At 63.7% G+C, this 18191-nt stretch carries 12 protein-coding genes; 7 read left to right on the top strand and 5 right to left on the bottom strand.

Annotation, left to right across the window (positions count from 1 at the left end; translation table 11 throughout):
- Window positions 1-3: 3 nt before the first annotated feature.
- The 5 genes from B5G16_RS00490 to B5G16_RS00470 all read left to right on the top strand — a co-directional run bounded on the left by B5G16_RS00490 (window position 4) and on the right by B5G16_RS00470 (window position 4911).
- Entirely contained in the window at window positions 4-936 is a 933-nt protein-coding gene (locus tag B5G16_RS00490; protein ID WP_087260010.1) for a glycosyltransferase, read from the top strand.
- Window positions 933-1586, top strand: coding sequence for an endonuclease III (gene nth / locus B5G16_RS00485; RefSeq protein ID WP_087260008.1), 654 nt, complete (start codon window positions 933-935; stop codon window positions 1584-1586). The genes B5G16_RS00490 and nth overlap by 4 nt, the downstream gene beginning before the upstream one ends.
- 166 nt (window positions 1587-1752) lie before the next feature.
- Window positions 1753-2784 (top strand): DHH family phosphoesterase, encoded by a 1032-nt coding sequence (locus B5G16_RS00480; protein ID WP_087260006.1) that lies wholly within the window; start codon window positions 1753-1755, stop codon window positions 2782-2784.
- Between the two features lie 4 nt (window positions 2785-2788).
- Complete coding sequence (locus B5G16_RS00475) at window positions 2789-3676, top strand: LysR family transcriptional regulator (protein WP_087260004.1); 888 nt, start codon at window positions 2789-2791, stop codon at window positions 3674-3676.
- 146 nt (window positions 3677-3822) lie between these two features.
- On the top strand, window positions 3823-4911 hold the full coding sequence (locus B5G16_RS00470) for a YeiH family protein (RefSeq protein WP_087260002.1): 1089 nt from the start codon (window positions 3823-3825) through the stop codon (window positions 4909-4911).
- 161 nt (window positions 4912-5072) lie between these two features.
- Here the strand turns inward: B5G16_RS00470 and B5G16_RS00465 are convergent, their stop codons facing one another.
- Window positions 5073-5639, bottom strand: coding sequence for a GNAT family N-acetyltransferase (locus B5G16_RS00465; protein WP_087260000.1), 567 nt, complete (start codon window positions 5637-5639; stop codon window positions 5073-5075).
- 74 nt (window positions 5640-5713) lie between these two features.
- Window positions 5714-7930: a glycoside hydrolase family 3 N-terminal domain-containing protein gene (locus B5G16_RS00460; RefSeq protein ID WP_087259998.1), complete on the bottom strand. Its 2217-nt coding sequence runs from the start codon at window positions 7928-7930 to the stop codon at window positions 5714-5716.
- A 536-nt stretch (window positions 7931-8466) separates the two neighbouring features.
- Between B5G16_RS00460 and B5G16_RS00455 the strand changes: the two genes are divergently transcribed.
- Both B5G16_RS00455 and B5G16_RS00450 read left to right on the top strand, forming a co-directional pair.
- On the top strand, window positions 8467-11286 hold the full coding sequence (locus B5G16_RS00455; protein WP_162611996.1) for a GDSL-type esterase/lipase family protein: 2820 nt from the start codon (window positions 8467-8469) through the stop codon (window positions 11284-11286).
- 22 nt (window positions 11287-11308) lie between these two features.
- Window positions 11309-13573 (top strand): fimbrillin family protein, encoded by a 2265-nt coding sequence (locus B5G16_RS00450; RefSeq protein ID WP_143260795.1) that lies wholly within the window; start codon window positions 11309-11311, stop codon window positions 13571-13573.
- 290 nt (window positions 13574-13863) lie between these two features.
- On the opposite strand, the gene B5G16_RS00445 is transcribed toward B5G16_RS00450, so the two are convergent.
- The 3 genes from B5G16_RS00445 to B5G16_RS00435 form a co-directional block, all read right to left on the bottom strand.
- On the bottom strand, window positions 13864-14829 hold the full coding sequence (locus B5G16_RS00445) for a PorV/PorQ family protein (protein ID WP_087259991.1): 966 nt from the start codon (window positions 14827-14829) through the stop codon (window positions 13864-13866).
- Window positions 14830-14836: 7 nt separating this feature from the next.
- Window positions 14837-17164 (bottom strand): S8 family serine peptidase, encoded by a 2328-nt coding sequence (locus B5G16_RS00440; protein WP_087259989.1) that lies wholly within the window; start codon window positions 17162-17164, stop codon window positions 14837-14839.
- 72 nt (window positions 17165-17236) lie between these two features.
- On the bottom strand, window positions 17237-18187 hold the full coding sequence (locus tag B5G16_RS00435) for a DUF4302 domain-containing protein (RefSeq protein WP_087259987.1): 951 nt from the start codon (window positions 18185-18187) through the stop codon (window positions 17237-17239).
- Window positions 18188-18191 lie beyond the last annotated feature (4 nt).

Raw genomic sequence — 18191 nt, 5'->3', positions numbered from 1 at the left:
ACGATGGAAAATCCGCTGGTCTCGGTCTGCATGACGACCTACAACCACGAAGCCTATCTGGCCCGGGCCATCGAGGGTGTGCTCTCGCAGCAGACCGATTTCGGGGTGGAGCTGGTCGTGGGCGAGGATTGCAGCACGGACGGTACGCGGGCGGTCTGCGAACGCTATGCCGCGCGGTATCCGGACCGGATCCGGCTGGTGACCTCCGGAGAGAACGTCGGCTGGCGGGCCAACTACCGGCGGACGTTCGAGGCGTGCCGCGGGAAGTACGTGGCCTATTGCGACGGTGACGACTGGTGGAGCGACCCGCGGAAATTGCAGATGCAGGTCGAAGTGATGGAGTCGGATGCGACGTGCGGCATGTGCTATACGTCGGTCAACGAATACATGCAGGCGAGCGGCGAGCTGCTGCCGGATCCGGACCGCCATTATACCGATTTCGAAAACATGCTGCTCGGCATTTCGGTCCCGAACTGCACGACGCTGGCCCGTCGGGAGCTGATCGCGGCCTACTACGCCGAGATCCGTCCCGAGGAGCACCCCGAATGGCTGACCGACGACTGGCCGATGTGGCTGTGGTTCGCGTGGAATTCGCGGATTTGCTTCCTCGACCGCGTGACGGCCGTGCATCGCCGTTTGGCGGGGAGCGTGAGCCACGGCGGTTCGTGCCGGGCCCGGGTCGTGCGGCGCGACTCGTTCATGGGGATCAGTCTCTGGTTCGATGCCCGCTATACGGGTTCGCGCAACCGCGTGCGGATCCTCCGGCGGCGGCATCGGGTGACGATGTGGCTGCTGTCGTGGGGCGACACGCCGCTCGGGGAGTACCTCGCGCGGTGGCGGCGCGACGTGTGCGAATGCCCGCGGCTGCTGCTCTGCCCCGACGGGGCGGTCTTTCTGGTGAAGAAACTGCTGTTCAGACGCAATAAAAGCCTATGAGAACAAAAGAGCGTTACGAGGGCGTCATCGCCTGGTTCTCGGAGCACATGCCCGTGGCCGAGAGCGAGCTGCACTACGAGAATCCCTACCAGCTGCTGGTTGCCGTGGTTCTTTCGGCGCAATGCACCGACAAGCGGGTCAACATGACCACACCGGCGCTGTTCGAGGCCTTTCCCACGCCGCAGGCGATGGCAGCGGCAACGGCCGGGGAGATCTACCCCTACATCCGGAGCATCTCCTACCCGAACAACAAGGCGCGGAATCTGGCCGGCATGGCGCGGATGCTCTGCGCGGAGTTCGGGGGCGAGGTTCCGAGCGATCTGGACGCCCTGCAACGCCTGCCGGGCGTGGGGCGCAAGACGGCCAACGTGCTGGGTGCGGTGCTGTGGCAGAAGGAGGTGATGCCGGTCGACACGCACGTTTTCCGCGTCTCGGAGCGCCTCGGCCTGACGACGCGCTCGAAGACCCCCTTGCAGACCGAACTCACGCTGGAAAAGAACATCCCGAAACACCTGCTTCCCATCGCACATCACTGGCTGATCCTCCACGGGCGTTACGTCTGCACGGCCCGCTCGCCCAAGTGTGCCGAGTGCGGGATTGCGGCGTGGTGCCGCAAGTACGCCGCCGACCGCCGCGCTGCCGGGGAGTGATCCCGGGAAATGCGGCGCCCGGTCCTCCCGCACGGGATGGAAAACCGCCGCGGCACGGGGCGCCGGACGGGCGGAGATTCTGCGGCGGAGCGCCGATCCGGGGCGGCATTTGCTATGTCGCTCTTTTTTCGTATCTTTGCCGTGCCCATCAATGCGTAGAGAGCCGATGAAACTGTCGAAAGAGTCTATCGAACGCCTGCGGGAGCTGCTTGCACGCCCCGCGCAGCGCATCGTCATCCTGTCCCACACCAATCCCGACGGCGATGCCGTGGGGTCGTCGCTCGCCTGGGCCGAAGTGCTCCGGACGATGGGGCATGCGGTCACGTGCATCGTCCCGAACAAATACCCCTATTTCCTGGACTGGATGCCCGGCATCGGGGAGGTCGTCGTCTTCAAGACCGACACCGAAGGGCGCGCGGCGCGGGCCGTGGCCGGGGCCGACATCCTCTTCTGTCTGGATTTCAATGCCATATCGCGGCTCGAAAATCTCAGCCAGACCATCGAGTCCAACACCACGGCCGTGCGTGTGCTGATCGACCACCATCTTTCGCCCGGCGAAGGGTTCGATCTGGCCTTCTCCTATCCGGAGTCGTCGAGCACCTGCTTCCTGGTGTACAGCATCATCGAGGCGATGTGCGGCACGGAGGCCATCACGCGGAGCATGGCCGAGCTGCTCTACGTGGGCATGATGACCGATACGGGGAACTTCGCCTTCTCGTTCCTCACGCCGGAGCTGTTCCGCGCCGTGGCGGTGTTGGTCGAGAAGGGCATCAGCATCCCCGACATCCACAACAGCGTCTACAACGCCTATACCGAAGGGCGGGCACGGCTGTTCGGCTACGCCATCAACCGCAAGATGGAGGTGATCCAGAACGGGACGGTGGCCTACATGTCGCTGTTGGAGGGCGAGATGCGCCGTTTTCAGTTCCAGCAGGGCGACAGCGAGGGGTTCGTCAACTACGCCCTCACGATCAAGAAGGTCAAGATGTCGGCCATGTTCCTTGCGCACCGCAAGTTCATCCGCGTGTCGCTGCGTTCGCGCGGTGACGTGGATGTGAACCTCTTCGCCCGTCGGTACTTCAACGGCGGAGGTCACAAGAACGCCGCCGGCGGGAAGTCGTTCGTCTCGATGCGCGAAACGATCGACCATTACGTGCGCTCGGTGGCCGAATTCGCCGCCGAAGGGCATCTGGACTGACACCATGGATGATTTCCGGCTCAAAGTCTTCATTACGGCGGCACGCACGTTGAGTTTCACGCGCGCGGCCGAACAACTCTGCATCTCGCAGCCGGCCGTCAGCAAACACGTCGCCGAACTCGAAGCCCGCTACGGGCTTCAACTCTTCACGCGCCGGGGCAGCCGCCTGGAACTCACCGACGCGGGACGCACGCTGCTGGACGCGGCCGAGCGTCTGGCCGACGACTACCGCCGTCTGGAATACGAGATGAGCCTCTGCACGGGACAGACCGAGGGCGAACTGCGTCTCGGGGCGAGTACGACCATTGCCCAATATCTTCTTCCGCCGCTTCTGGCGCGTTTCACGACGCGCTTTCCGCAGGTGCGGGTTTCGCTCCTCTCGGGCAACAGCGGACAGGTCGAGCAGGCGTTGGGCGATCATGCGATCGACCTGGGTCTGGTCGAGAGCGTCAGCCGCCGGCAGGGGCTGCACTACACGCCGTTCCGGGCCGACGAGCTGGTGCTGGTGACGCGTCCGGGCGGACCGTACGCCCGCACGGAGTCCGTCACGCCCGAGGCGTTGTGCCGGATTCCGCTCGTGCTGCGCGAAAACGGTTCGGGAACGCTCGAAGTGATCTCCGCGGCGTTAGCCGAACGGGGTATCCGTCTCTCGCAGCTGAACGTCGTGCTGCGCCTCGGGTCGACGGAGGGAATCAAGCGTTTCGTGCGCCACAGCGATGCCATGGCGATCGTTTCGGCCTTTTCGGTGGTCGACGAACTGCGCAGCGGGGCGCTGCGGATCGTGGATCTGGACGGCCTGACACTGCTCCGGGATTTTGTTTTCGTCCATGCCGAAGCGCATCCGGCGGGGCTGGTGCGGCAGTTCCTCGACTTCGCGCGGAACGACCTCTGATCCGCCCGCCCGGCCTTTCCGTTTCCGCCATCCTTTTCGGGAAATACCGGCGTTCATAACCTGTGGTTATTTTGCATAACGAAAACTTGTTCTCTGTTCCGGGAAAAGGTGCGATCTTTGCGTCCGGAAAAAGAAAAAGTTATCGTATGTTGAAAAAAGGCAACCGGGCGAACACCCTTCACGGCATTCTGTTGATCGCTCTGTTTTCGTTCGCGGCGTTTTATATTGCGGATTTCCCCGTCGTCAAACGGCTCTCGTTCAGTCCGCTGATCGTCGGCATCGTGCTGGGCATGCTCTATGCCAACAGCCTGCGCAACCGGCTTCCCGAAACCTGGGTTCCCGGCATCCGGTTCTGCACGAAGCAGGTGCTGCGCTGGGGCATCATCCTTTACGGATTCCGCCTGACGCTGGCGCAGGTCGCCGCCGTGGGGATTCCGGCCGTGGCGGTCGACCTGACGGTTGTCACGGTGACCATCCTCGGAGGGGTCCTGCTGGGACGTCTGCTGAAAATCGACCGCGACACGGCGCTGATGACCTCCACGGGCAGCGCCATCTGCGGAGCTGCTGCGGTGCTGGGCGCCGAGCCGGTGGTGAAGTGCGAGGGCTACAAGACGGCGATCGCCGTCTCGACGGTGGTGATCTTCGGGACCCTCTCGATGTTTCTCTATCCGGTGATGTACCGCACGGGACTCCTTGACGGCATGACCGACACCGAGGTGGCGATCTATACGGGCAGCACGCTCCATGAGGTGGCCCACGTGGCCGGCGCAGGCAATGCCATGGACCCGACCGACTCGCTGGGGATCGCCGGCACGGCGACCATCACGAAGATGATCCGCGTGATGATGCTGGCTCCGGTACTGGTGGTGATGAGCTTTGCGCTGGCGGGACGACGCCGCAGGGAGTCCGCTGCGGCTGTGCAGGAGGCGAAGGCCGAAAAGAGCCGCATCACGATTCCGTGGTTCGCCTTCGGATTCATCGGGGTGATCTGTCTCAATTCGCTGTTGCAGCACTGGTGCGGGGTGGAGAGTGTGCGGGAGATTCCGTTCAACGGAGCGATCGAATACTTCGATACTTTCCTGCTGACGATGGCCATGACGGCGCTCGGCACCGAGACGAGCTTCGACAAGTTCCGGCAGGCGGGAGCCAAACCCTTCGTGCTGGCCGGACTGCTCTACGTGTGGTTGGTGGTGGGCGGTTATTTTCTCACGAAATATCTCGTGGGTGTGTTGTAGGGCGGCTTCGGCCGGCATGACGCACGCGGCCCGCAGGTAAAAACCTGCGGGCCGCCTGTTTCGTGAGGGGTGGAGGTGAGTTTCAGCCCCATTTCCCCCGTTCTCTCCCTTGCCGCCGTGCCTGCCGGAAAGAATCTCGCCAGACGATGTTTCGTGAAGGATCAGCCGATTCGCGGGAGTTCGGGATGTTCGTGCTCGGAGTAGCGCAGGACGTGCTCGCGGATGAAGTCGGCGAACCGGTGCGCTTCGTCGTCCGTCAACGGCTCCGGGCGGCTCATCAACACCAGCCGGTGGGGATGGAACGGACGTCGGAACGAGGGGTGGATGTAATCGTGGGGGTTGGCGACGAATCCCAGCCGTTCGTAGAAGTGCAGCCGCCGGATCGAGATCTCGTCCTCGGGCGGGTCGATTTCCAGAATGACGCGCCGTCCTTCGCAGAAGGCCGCAAGGGCCTGCGAACCCATGTTCTGCCCGCGCAGACGGGGCGATATGGCGAGGTGTTCGATGTAGTGGAATCCGTTGCCCTTCCAGTGGAAGAGCAGGCCGATGAACTCCTCGCCGCGGCGGATGACGTCGGCTTCGAACGCCGGGTCGTCGAACGCCGGGTCGTATCCGGCGGCATCCCAGCGTTCGCACGCCGGGAAGGAGTTTTCGTAGAGTTCCCAGGCTTCGTCCCAGCCCTTGTCACGGCGGGAGTGCAGCGGGATGAATTGCAGTCGGTGTTCCATGCCTGGTTCGGTTTTTCGGCAAGATACGTCAAATTTTCCGGACCGCCAACTTCTGCGCCGCTCCGTGCTCCGGATCAGCGCACCTCGAACTCGGCAGGCGTCCCCGAAGCGCTGTCGCCGGCGACCCAGAACCGGAACCGTCCCGGCTCGACCCGGCGCGTGAGGTCGAATCCGTGGAAGGCCAGCTCTTCGACCGGCAGACGGAAGGTCACCGTGCGGCTCTCGCCGGCATCGAGCGTCACCCGCTCGAAGCCTTTCAGCTCCTTCACCGGGCGGGCGATCGAGCCTGTCAGGTCCTGTACATAGAGCTGGACGACCTCCGTTCCGGCACATCGTCCGGTGTTCGACAGCGTGCACTCCACGACGATCGTCTCTTCCGGACCGTAGGTTTCCCGGTCGCAGCGGGGCGCACCGTAGGCAAACGTCGTGTAGGAGAGCCCGTATCCGAAGGGGAACAGCGGCTCCCAACCCGAATCGAGATAGAAGGAGGTGCACCCCGGCGAGGTCTGGCCTGCACGGAGCGGAATCTCATCCAGCAGGATTTCGTTGCCGACGGCCGGGCGTCCCGTGTTGTTGTGGTTGTAGTACATCGGGATCTGTCCCGCCGTGCGCGGAAACGTGACGGGCGTCTTGCCGCCCGGCACGGCGCGTCCGGTCAGCAGGTCGGCGATCGCCTCGCCGCCCGTCGTCCCCGGATGGAACAGGTAGAGCAGGGCGTCGCAGTTCGCAAGGTCGCGTTCGATGGTCAGGGGACGTCCGGCCATGACGACCGCAATCACGGGTTTCCCGCCGGCCCTGGCCGCCGCAAGCAGCCCGCTTTGCGCGCCGGCGAGGTGCAGGTCCGAGAGCGAGTGTGCCTCCCCGGAGAGGATGGCCTCCTCACCCAGAAAAACCACTACGGCATCGGCCCGGCGCGCGGCGGCCGTCACGTGTGCAAACTCCGCCGAGGAGCGGTCCCGGCTGTATTTCAACCCCGGGACGTAGCTGATGTGCAGCCCCTCCACGCGTCGGAGCGCAGTCAGCGGCGTGACCGTATGCCCGGGGTCGGCGTCGAAACTCCATGTTCCGTTCTGGTCGTGCGCCGCATCGGCCAGGGGCCCCGTTACCAGCAGGTTCCGGACCCTGGAGAGCGGCAGCGCCCCGTCGTTTTTGAGCAGGATGGCCGATTCCAGTGCGCAGCGCTTCGCCGTGGCGAGGTGCTCCGGGGCATAGCTTGTCCTTGCGGAGAGGCCCTCGTCCACATAGGGGTTCTCGAAGAGCCCGAGGCGGAATTTCAGCCGCAGGACATGCCGCACGGCATCGTCGACGACCGACTCCGGCACCTCGCCGCTTTCGACCAGTTCACGGAGATGTCCGCTGTATCCGAAGGTCATCATGTCAATCTCCGTTCCCGCGAGGATCGCCTTGCGGGCAGCGTCGCGCTTGTCGGCGGCAAAGCCGTGAGCTACCATCTCGCCCAGGGAATTCCAGTCCGAGACGACCATGCCGTCGAACTGCCACTCCTCGCGCAGAATCTCGTGCAACAGCTCCGGATTGCCCGTCGAGGGGACGCCGTCGATCTCGTTGAACGAGGTCATCACCGTTGCGGCACCCGCCCTTACGGCCGCCTCGAAGGGCGGCAGGTAGAAGTTCCGCAGTTCGCGGGCGGGGATTTTCGTCGTATTGTAGTCGCGGCCGCCCTCTGCGGCGCCGTAGCCGGCGAAGTGCTTGATGCAGGCGGCCAGGGAGGTCGGGTTGCGGAGATCCCCGCCCTGATAGCCGCGGACCATGGCGGCCCCCATGACGGCGGTGAGGCAGGGATCCTCACCGTAGCCTTCGGCAATGCGGCCCCAGCGGGGGTCGCGCGCGATGTCGAGCATCGGCGAGAAGGTCCAGCGGACTCCGGCGGCCGAAGCCTCGACGGCGGCCACCCGGGCCCCTTGCTCCACGAGCTGCGGATCGAACGTCGCGGCCTGCCCCAGCGGAATCGGGAAGAGGGTGTGGAACCCGTGGATGACGTCGCGGCCGAAGAGCAGCGGAATTCCGAGCCGGGACTCCTCGACGGCGATCCGTTGCAGCCGGTTCACGCGCGCGGGATCGACGACGTTGAACAGCGCGCCGCTCTTACCCGTTCGGACCAGTTCTTCCAGATCCCCGCTGTCGACCAGATTCAGCTGCCCGATCTTCTCGTCGAGAGTCATCTCTGCGAGCAGGGTCTCCACGCGGCGGTCGATTTTTGACTCGGCGGAATGGTTGCACGATCCCAGCCCAAGCAGGGCGAGGATCCATACGAAGGAAAAGGTTCTTTTCATGCGGTAGTCTCTATTTCGGGTTATTGGTGCCGTTTGTTTGTGCCGTGTCGGGCTGCGGTCCGAATCCGGGAAAACCGCCCGTGGCGGGCGGAGGTCGGGAAACTTCCCGGGCAGGGTTGCCGGCCGGATGGAAACAAAGATACGGAAATTGCGGCTGCCGTCGGAGCAAATTCATACATTTGTAGCCGTTTTTTTATCCGGCTGCGCGTGTCCGGCAGGGCCGGGACTGCGGGGAAGCGGCCTGCGGCGCTCCTGCGGAGTGTTGCGTCGGGATATCGGGAACCCTTCTCCGCGGCCGCTGGAAGCGGATTTCCGGTGCGGAATCCGCACTCTGGGACTTCCGGGAACCGGCGCACGACCGGACGTGCAGATGAAATTTGCCTTAATGTGTATGATTTTGGCCTTCGGAATAGCAGGAGCGGCCTATATTTGTTAGCGTGAAAAAGGGCTCCACGCCAGGGGCCGGATGCTCCGGGCGCGGAACGCTCCGCCCGACGGGCAAGATGGGAACGACATTAACCGATAACCTGACCAATATGAAAAAAACGAGACTTTTGTTCTTTTTCCTCGCGGCGGCGGCACTCGCTTCGTGTCAGAAGGATCCGACGGAAGACACCCCGGTTCCGGTGAAGGCGGAGTTCCGGGGAACGGCGGTGTTCGAAGCCGTCGGCTCGTCCGAGGAGGCTTTCAAAGTGATGTGGGAGCCCGACGTGGACCGGATCGGCCTGTTTACGGTCGTGGACGGTCGGGTCGAACAGACCAATATATATTATGCCGCCTATTCGGCCGTCGGGGGGACGACGGCATTCATCAGCCCCTCGCCGTCGAAGAGCATCGAATGGAATACCTCCGTGCCGGCGTGCGACGTCTATGCCTACTACCCCTATCGGGTGTCGTACACCGACATGACGGCGATTCCGGTCTCCGTTCCTTCGCGTCAGAGCGGCGAGGCCGGGGGTACGGCGCAAATCAAGAAATCGTTGAACCTCTACGCCGCGGCCGAAGGGGTCCCGACGACGGGAGAGACCGTCGACCTCGATTTCACGAGCGTTGCGGGCGTCGTGGAGGTGCAGTTGACGTCGTCCGTACCCATCCCGGCGGTGCAGACCCTCCGCCTGCGGGCCGATGCGGGCGTTGCGCTGGCCTATGAGGAGGGGACGCTCGACCTGACCAGCGGAGCCGTGACCCTGAATCCGGAGGTCAAACCCTCGAATGTCGTGGAACTCGCGCTGGAAAGCCCCGTGATGATCTACGATACGCCGGTATCGTTCTACCTGCTGGTCAACCGCCTGGCGGCGGGGATCTCGCTCGAACTCGAAGCCGATTACGGCACGAATGTCAAGACACAGTCGCTGGGACGTCTCACCGTCCCCGAGACGGGGCTTCAAGGGGGCATGCTGACCCGCTACGAGGTGCCGTTCGTGTACGAGGGTTCGGAGATCGAGTCCGAGGACCTGAACGCACAGGGCACGGCGAACACCTATCTGGTGACGAAACCCGGCACGACCTACCGTTTCAACGCCATGATCAAGGGCAACGGCGTGGCGCGGAGCTTCACGTGGACCGAAACGGACGGCACGCAGATCACCCGTTCGTACGGCCAGTCCGACCTGTCGATCGTCCCGGCCGACGTGCGGCTGCTGTGGTACAACACGCCGAAGGGCGCCGACGGATGGAGCCACAAGTGTCCCATTGTCGAGACTTCGGTGCAGTATGAACTCGGAACGGTCTATTTCACCACGCCGGATCCGTTCGTGGCGGGCAATGCCGTGCTGGCGGCCTTCGATGCGGGCGGCGAGATCCTGTGGAGCTGGAACATCTGGGCCTCGGAGGGCTACGACCCGGAGGCCTCGGCCGTCCAGACGGGCCGCTACCGGATGATGGACCGCAACCTGGGCGCCATGGCGGGACCCGAGGCGATGAACAGCGCGGATGCCCGTGAGGCGGCGCTGGCCGTCGGCAACTACTACCAGTGGGGCCGCAAGGATCCGTTCCCCGCAGCCGTCGAATACAGCGACAAGGGGCTCGACGGTACGGAGATGTACTGGGGACTGCCGACCTATACGCCGATCGAGTCGTTGCAGCAGGATTGCTCGGCCCAGTCGTGGGGCGCTGCGGACATGATGTTCGGAAACAACGCCTCGGACAACAGCCGACCGCTCGGCACGGTGCTCGGCGCGGGCTTCACGGCCGAGCAGGGCGTGGCCGAAGCGGTCAGGTATCCCTACCGCTGGATCTCCTATACGGGCAGCGACTGCGCCGGCGGCCTCTACCACTGGATGTTCGACTACAACAACCTCTCGTCGACCGAGGAGCGCGGATCGTGGCGTTGCCTGTGGGGTGCTCCGACCATCGGGGCCGTGGAGGCGAACGACAACCTGAAAACCATCTACGATCCGTGTCCGGTGGGCTGGAAGGTAGCTCCTGCCGAGGCATACGCCTATGCGCTGAACGGTCTGGAAAAGAAGACCTACGGCTATCTCAACACCCGCAACGGACTCTATTTCCCGTGGACGGGGCAGCGGCAGGCGGGCTTCGGCGGCAGCCAGATCCGTTCGCTGACGAACGGCACGATGTTCCTTTCGTCGGCCTGCGTTGCGGAGACGACCTTGCAGAAGGGTTATGAAAACGGCATCACGACCGGCGACACCTATACGGGAGCGGGCTACAACGTGCGCTGCGTGAAGGAGGAGGTCGGCGAACTCACGCCTTCGGGCAACGGCCCGCGGTGCGTGCTGATCGGAAACTCCATTACGCGCACGTGGAACACCTACGATCCGGACTTCTTCACGGCGAACAACCTGCTGGCGAAGGGCATCGACGGCCAGACCTCGGCGCAGATCCTCGAACGCTTCTTCTCGGACGTGGTGGTCAACGAGCCGCTGTGCGTGCAGATCGAGTGCGGGACCAACGACATCGCGGACAACGACGGCGCCGCACGCACGAACGAGGAGATTCTCGAAAACGTCCGGACGATGGCCGAGACGGCCGCCTCGAAGGGCATCAAGGTGATCATCGCCTCGGTGCTTCCCGCGGACGACATGTGGTGGAAGGACCCTGCCTGGAAGGAGGAGTTCAATCCGGGCGTTCCGCAGCGGATCCTCGATCTGAACGAGATGTTGAAGGCCTACGCCGAGGAGCAGGGCTTCTCCTATGCGGACTACCATGCGGTGGTCAGGGACGAGAACAACGCCCTCAAAGAGGAGTATCAGGTGGATGCCGTGCACCCGAACCTTGCGGGCTTCAAGGTCATGGAGGAGGTCTTCCTGAAAGTGCTCGAACAGACCCTGCATCCGAATGCCGCGACTCCGGGCGACGGACAGATCGACGATTTCGACAAGGAGGAGTGGAACTAACCCTTAAACCGACACATTGAACATGAAACGAACGACATATTTCATCATGCTGGCCGTGCTGCTGTCGGCCTCATGCGCCCAGGACGGCGGTACGGAATCGCAGCAGGGAGCCGCCCGGACGGGGATCAGCATCCTCGGCACGGCCGTCGGCGACGACTCCGCGGCAGCTGCGGAGAAGGGTACGCGGACCGCTTACGAGGAGAGCGACGCGGCGGTCAAGGTGACATGGGTCGCCGGCGACGCCATCGGGGTCTACACCGAGGTCGACGGGACGGTCCAGGCCGCCAACTACGGATACCGCGCCGGAACGTCGGGCGCCACGACGATGTTCTCGTATCTCTCCGAGAAGGAGGTGGTCGGCTGGGCCGACGAAACTTCGGAACATGACTTCTACGCCTGCTATCCTTACGCCGCGTCGGAATCCGCCGCGGACCCGCACGCGCACCCGCTGACGCTGGCCGCCGAGCAGACGTGGAGCTCCTCGGATCCGCTGGCGCACCTTGCCGCCCATGACTTCATGTACGGCTCGGCGCTCGGGCAGACCCAGGAGTCGGTCGGGGCGCTCAATCCCGTTCCGATCCGCTTCCGGCACCTCTTCTCGATCCTCGAAGTGCGGATCCGGAGCAACCAGTTCGCGGAGGTCGAGGCCGTGAAGTTCCGCTGCACGGATGAATCGGAACCCGTGTCGCTGGGCGAGGGTTCGACCGTGGATCTGGCCACGGGCGAGATCACGCCGGCCAACGGCACGAACGAAATCCGGCTCACCGGAAGCCAGATCACCCAGCTCGGGCAGTACGTCACCTGCCATCTGGTCATCACGCCGGGGCATGCCGGCAAGGAGTTCGAGATCGTGGCGCAGGTCAACGGCAACGATTACGTGATGACGACGCGCACGGCTCCCGACGGAGGCATCCAGCCGGGCAAGACGCTGGTCGTCTCGGCCGATCTGACGGTCTCCGACGAGGATGCCTATCCGACGATCGATTTGAGCGAGGGCGGCTGTGCCAATACCTACTACGTGACCAAGCCGGGCGAACTGTACAGGTTCCGGGCTGATGTGAAGGGCAACGGCAAGGCATTGTCACTTGCCGGACTCTCCTATACGGAGGCGGACCTGCAAATCGAACCGAAAAAGGCGCTGATTCTGTGGTACGACTGCGTGCAGACCACCTACACGCCGTGGAAGGATGCGTGCCCGATCGTCAAGAGTTCCGTACAGCTGTCGGGCGACGGATATGTCTACTTCTCCACGCCGAAGGACTTCATCAACGGCAACGTGGTGATCATTGTCCTCGATACGGATCTCGGTTACGACGAGATCCAGGTGGACGCGAAGCGTCAGTTGAGCAATGCCAATATTCTGTGGAGCTGGAATCTGGTCTGCACGGAGGGTTACGATCCCGACGTGGATCCGATCACCGTGGGCGATTATACGTTCATGAGCCGGGACCTGGGAGCCGTGATCGACCTGGAAGACATCTGGATCGACGGGAAACGGAACGATGTGGCGGCCACCTCACTCAACGGCAACCGGTACCAGTTCGGGCGCAAGGACCCGCGTCCCCATATTCCGGACTATATGAGTCTGCAGGTGGATTACATGACAGGCCTGTGCTATACGGCGGCCTATACGCCGATCCCGGTTCTCGGGCTTTCGTTCGATATGAACTATGACCGGGGCCACATGGAGAACCAGCTCTTTATTGATGGGTCGGATGGAACGTGGATTAACATCGAAGAGGAACTGGGAAGCGGTTATGCCTTGTCTGCTGCACTGGATCTGATGGCCAAGAACCCGCATCTGTGGATATTCAAGTCCAATTCCCATTGGATTCCCAATACGGATGCGGCCAAGTCCGTGTGGGGTACACCCAGAGACGGTTCGGCCGAGAAGAAGACCATTTACGACCCGTGTCCGGCCGGGTGGAAGGTGGCCAGCGATGCGGCTTGGGAGGCTCTGATTGCCGATTATTCCCGGTTTACGATCAGCACGGAGTTCGATCGGGGCTATCTGTTCGATAATAAATGGTTTTTCCCCTTCAACGGCGGGGTCTATAACAGTCAGGGCAAACCCGCCACGGCAGGCTATATCGGAAGTTGTGGTGCGGCCATTGCGGCTTCCTATATGACCAGCGGCCCGATAACCAATTTCGAATATGCCCGTCTCTATGAGTTGGTTGGCGATGCCTATTACAAGGCCGGAGCAACCATGACAAAAGTGGAGAAGAGACACATTTCCAGTACCTACGGAGGGAATGTGCGTTGCGTGAAATTTGCGGAGGATTAGACCTTCCCGGATCTCCGGAAATGTGCGGAGAGCGGTGCACGTTGGGTGCGCCGCTCTCCTTTTTTGTTGCTTCTCTTCTGTGTGGGCTGAACTTCGGCATGCCGACTGTCCGTCGCCGGGTCCGGTGTCTGCCGGGTCCGGGAGCTCGTTGTCGGGTGCCGGATGCTTTCCGTCCGGGAAATCCGTCCGGGAGTCTTGTCCGAAAACTCCGCCCGGAGCGCCCGGATGCACGAAAACGGGGCGGAACCGTCAGAAAGGTTCCGCCCCGTCGGTTTATGGGAAGGAGGGATTTACAGCAGGAATCCGACCGAGATCGTGAAACACTGGTCGAGGGGATCGTCGGCGGCTCCGCCGAAGCGCCAGGCGGCGTCGCAGCGTACCGGCCCGACGATGAATCCGCATCCGGCGGCGGCATGACCGCCGGTTCCGAGCGCTGATTCCGTGCAGTATCCGGCGCGGATCACGCCGTGGCGCAGGAAGAGGTATTCGGCGCCGAACGATGCGTCGAAAGGCCCTCCGGAGAATCGGTATCCGAGATCGAGGGCCACGCGCAGCGTGTGGTTGCGGTGCGGGGTCAGCCAGAGGGCACCTTCGGCCGATCCGCGGGTCGGGAGGCGGAGGCTCCGTCCGTCGGATCCCGGGACCTCGGGACCCAGGTCGGCAACCCGGATGCCGGCGGTCCAGCCGGCCTTTCCGCTCTTTCCGAACCCTCCGCGCAGGGCGGCAGCCAGATCGAACGACACACCCTGGAACGGAGCTTCGCCGATGTCGAGGTCGGAGCGGACGTAGCGGGCCGTAAGCGATACGGCGATCCGTTTTCCGAAGATCCGGGCATATCCCGCTTCGGCCGCGAGGTCCCACGGTCGGGCCGTTCCGGCGGGGAATCCGTCGTTGTCGGTCATCGGGATCTCCATGCCGCCGAAACGGCGGACGCCGGCCAGCACGGCGTTGCGGCCGTCCGGAGACCAGTATCCGGCGGCATTCCACAGCCGGTCGTCGCCGGAACTGCCCAGCGCTCCGGCCGAGAGCCCGGCTCCGGAGCGCTTCTCTCCGAAGAGCGCGACGGCCGCATTGCCGCAGATGGCGAAGGGGTTGTCCGGCAGTGCGGCTCCGGCACCGGCCAAGGCGGCCGTCCGGGCGTCGTTCTCCATCCGCAGGAGCGGCAGGGAGTTCTCCGTCTGGGCCCAAGCGGTGGAAACAGCGGTCGAGAGCACCAGAACGGCAGCGGAACGCAGCGATGCGATACGGTGTTTCATGATGTGTTCAGCGTTTGATGAAGGGTATGTCGAACGTCTTTCCGTAATAGTCCACCTTGCAGGTGTAGACCCCGGGCACGAGGTCGGCGACGTTCATCCAGCCCGTATTTCCGTCTTCGTTCTCGCGGATCGAGACCGTGGCGTTGAGGAGGTCGCGTCCCGTGCGGTCGCAGATCCGGACCGGGAAGCTGCCCGTGGCTCCGGGGATGCGCAGGTTCAGCCGCTCCGTACACGGGTTCGGGAAGAGCTCCACGGCCGCGCCCGTACCGTCGACCGTGATGCGCAGCGGGGCCGAGGCGGAGCCGCCGTAGCGGTCCTGTGCGATGACCGTCAGCGTGGAGATTCCCGTTGCGACGGGTTGCAGCCGGAGCTCGGAGCCGGAGATGCGCCCTTCGACGACGCTTGCCGACGGGAAGGAGACGAAATAGGAGAGTTGGTCCTTCGGGGCGTCGGGATCGCTGAACCATTCGTTCAGGTCGATCGCGATGCCGTCGCGGTCGCTGCTCGCGAGGAAGAGGGCCGGCAGCGGGCCGTTGGCCGAGGGCGGCGTGTTCTCCGAGGTGGCGGCCGCCAGTTCGAAGGGCTCCGCCGGGGTTCCGTAACGGCTTTTGCTGATGATCGAGACCCGGTATCCGGTCTGCGGATCGAGCCCTTCGATCGTATGGGAGCCGGTGCCGCCGACCTCCGCGTCGGGTATTTCCACGGCCTCTTCCCGGAGCGTTTTGCCGGATTCCGCGCTGACGACCCGGAGGTCGTAGGAGGTGACGGCGCGTCCCAGATAATCGGCCGGGACCGTCCATTGCAGTGTCAGACGGGTGCCTCCGCCCGTTGCGGCCGCCTCGCGGACCGGCTCCGGCACGGCATCCCGGAAAAAGAGGTATTCGGCGTCGACGAGCCCGCTGCCGAGCTGCCCGACATACTCGGGGTTGTAGTTCTCGACCAGCTGGCGCCGTCCCGATCCGAGGAGCAGCTCTTTGAGCCGGTCGCTGGTGAAGCCCGGACCTCCGAACTCCGCCACGGCCAGCGCCGCGATGCCCGAAACCTGGGGACAGGCCATCGAGGTCCCGGATGCGAATCCGTAGTGTCCGTCGGGAATCGTGCTGTATACGCCGTAGCGTTCGTCGCCGTTGTTGGCATCGCCGCCCAGCGCGGCGATGTCGATCCAGTCGCCGTAGTTCGACGAGGAGGCCTTGCGCAGGTCGGCACCCAGCGACGCCACGGCCACCACGGGCTCATAGGCTGCCGGATACTGCGGCGTGGCGACTCCGTCGTTGCCGGCGGCGAAGATCACGATGCCGCCCTTCATGGGTCCGATCTGGTTCCCCTGCTCGTCGCATCCGGCATGTTCGATGAAGTAGTCGATGGCCTCCTTGCCCGATTGCGAGAGGTCCGACACTCCGACGTAGTTCCAGCTGTTCTGACTGATGACGGCGCCGTGGTCGGCGCTCCACGTCATGAGCTCCTCGATGCTGGCCGAACCGACGTCGTCGAAGACCTGGCAGCACATCAGCCGGACGCCGCTCTCGGGGCTTCCGTCCCCGCCGGCGATGCCGCAGATGCCGACTCCGTTGTTGTTGACTGCACCGATGATCCCCGCGACATGGGTTCCGTGGTCGCTCGGCGTGATTTCGTAGTTCCGGCGGTTGAAGTTGTAGCCGCAATGTCCCTCGCCGTCGTCCCACATGTTGGCGGCCAGGTCGGGATGGGTCCAGTCGATGCCGCCGTCGGCCACGGCAACGATCACCTCATGGCTTCCGGCCGTGACGCTCCATGCCGGGCGGACGTTGAGATCGGCCCCTTCCCGCTGTCCGGAGAGCGTTCCGTCGTTGCAGAGGAACCACTGGTTGTCCTGCAAGGGGTCGTTGAAGGGCGCGACCGAGAGGTCCGGAACCGCCGCGGCACGGACGACCGGCTTTGCGGCAGTCGGGACCATGCGGTAGACGGGCTCGATGCAGACCACCTCGTTGGGATGCCCGAAGCGGGCCATGGCCTCGCCGACCGACAGCTCCGGGTCGACGAGCACGTCGTACCAGCGGTGCAGACCGGCCTTGCGGCGGCGTTCGCGGAAGCGCTCTCCGTCGGAGAAGACGCGGCGGATCGAGTACGCTCCGGCGCGGGTCGCGGCGGCGTCGAAGCCGGGGCATCCCGAACCGCCGCTGCGCGTGAAGGCCCGCGTGTCGAGGTCGGCGTCCGCATCGCGGAGCTTGACCCGGAACATGCCGGGGATGCAGGATTCGTCCCGCGGCGATGTCGCGGGAGCGGACGGCGTGTCGTCCGGCGCATCGGCGCATCCGGCCGACAGCAGCAAGGCGAGGATAAACAAACGGTGCTTCATCGTTTTTTTGCGAAAATGTCCGGAAACCGGCGTGTGCCGGTTCCCGGACGGATGTGGAATCTTGTGCGGCGGCTATTGTACGAACTTGATTTCGTAGAACGAGTCCGTGCAGACGAAGTGGTCGGCCGCCGGTGTCGTGCCCTGTTTCCAGGCCAGGGTCTGCATCGTCTGTCCGGAGATGCCGTCCAGCAATCCCTGGAACGTATAGGGCTCGTAGAGCTTCATCGTGTGGTCGGGATAGTGGATGAAGGTCAGGCGGTCGTTCACCTCCTTGTCGTAGCAGACGGGGTTTCCCTGGCCGTCGAACACGGGATTGCCCTGCGGATCGGTGGTCTGGATCTGGCACGTGTAGGAGAGCGTCCAGGTCTTGCTGGCGGCGTATTGCTCGAAGTCGTCCTCGACGAAGGCGTTTTCGCGCGTGAGGGTTCCGACCTGCTTGCCGTTGACCATGAATTTGAGCGTCGTGGGCGTGACGATGCGCTGGCTTTCGCGCACGGCCTCGACATACTCTTCGGGTTCGTATCCCGAGGGGAGCAGCGTGAGCCGCATGTCGTTGGCGGTTTTGCTGCCGCGGATGATGATCCCGGGTCCCGGGTCGATCCGCATGAACGAGAATTCGTAATCGCCTTCGAGTCCCTGGTATCCGTAGTCTCCGGGGAAGGCGAAGAAGTGCAGGTAGTCGTTGTAGTCGACGAATTTGAGCATCGGTCCCGTGGCGTATTCGACGGCGTAGGTCGTCTCCACATAGGTGTTGTCAGCGAAGGTCGAGCCTTCGAACCAGGCGCGGACCCGATGTCCCTCGTCGAAGCGGAGCACGTAGATCCAGCCGCCGTATTTGAGGCTCTCGCTGGGGTAGTACTCCATGATCCAGGTTTTGCCGTCGAGCAGCGCCTTTTCGTAGCGTTCGAGCCCCTGCTCGATGCGTTCGGCGGCGGACTCCTCGAAAATATAGTCGTCGTCGCAGGCCGTCGCCGCCAGAAGCGTCACGGCGAGGAGCGACAGTATGTTGGTTCGTAACTTCATGTTG

The sequence above is a fragment of the Alistipes sp. An66 genome (genome assembly GCF_002161445.1).
Taxonomy (GTDB): Bacteria; Bacteroidota; Bacteroidia; order Bacteroidales; family Rikenellaceae; genus Alistipes; species Alistipes cottocaccae.
Note: the sequence above shows the minus strand (reverse complement) of the source record. Positions and strands in the feature narration are given on the sequence as shown.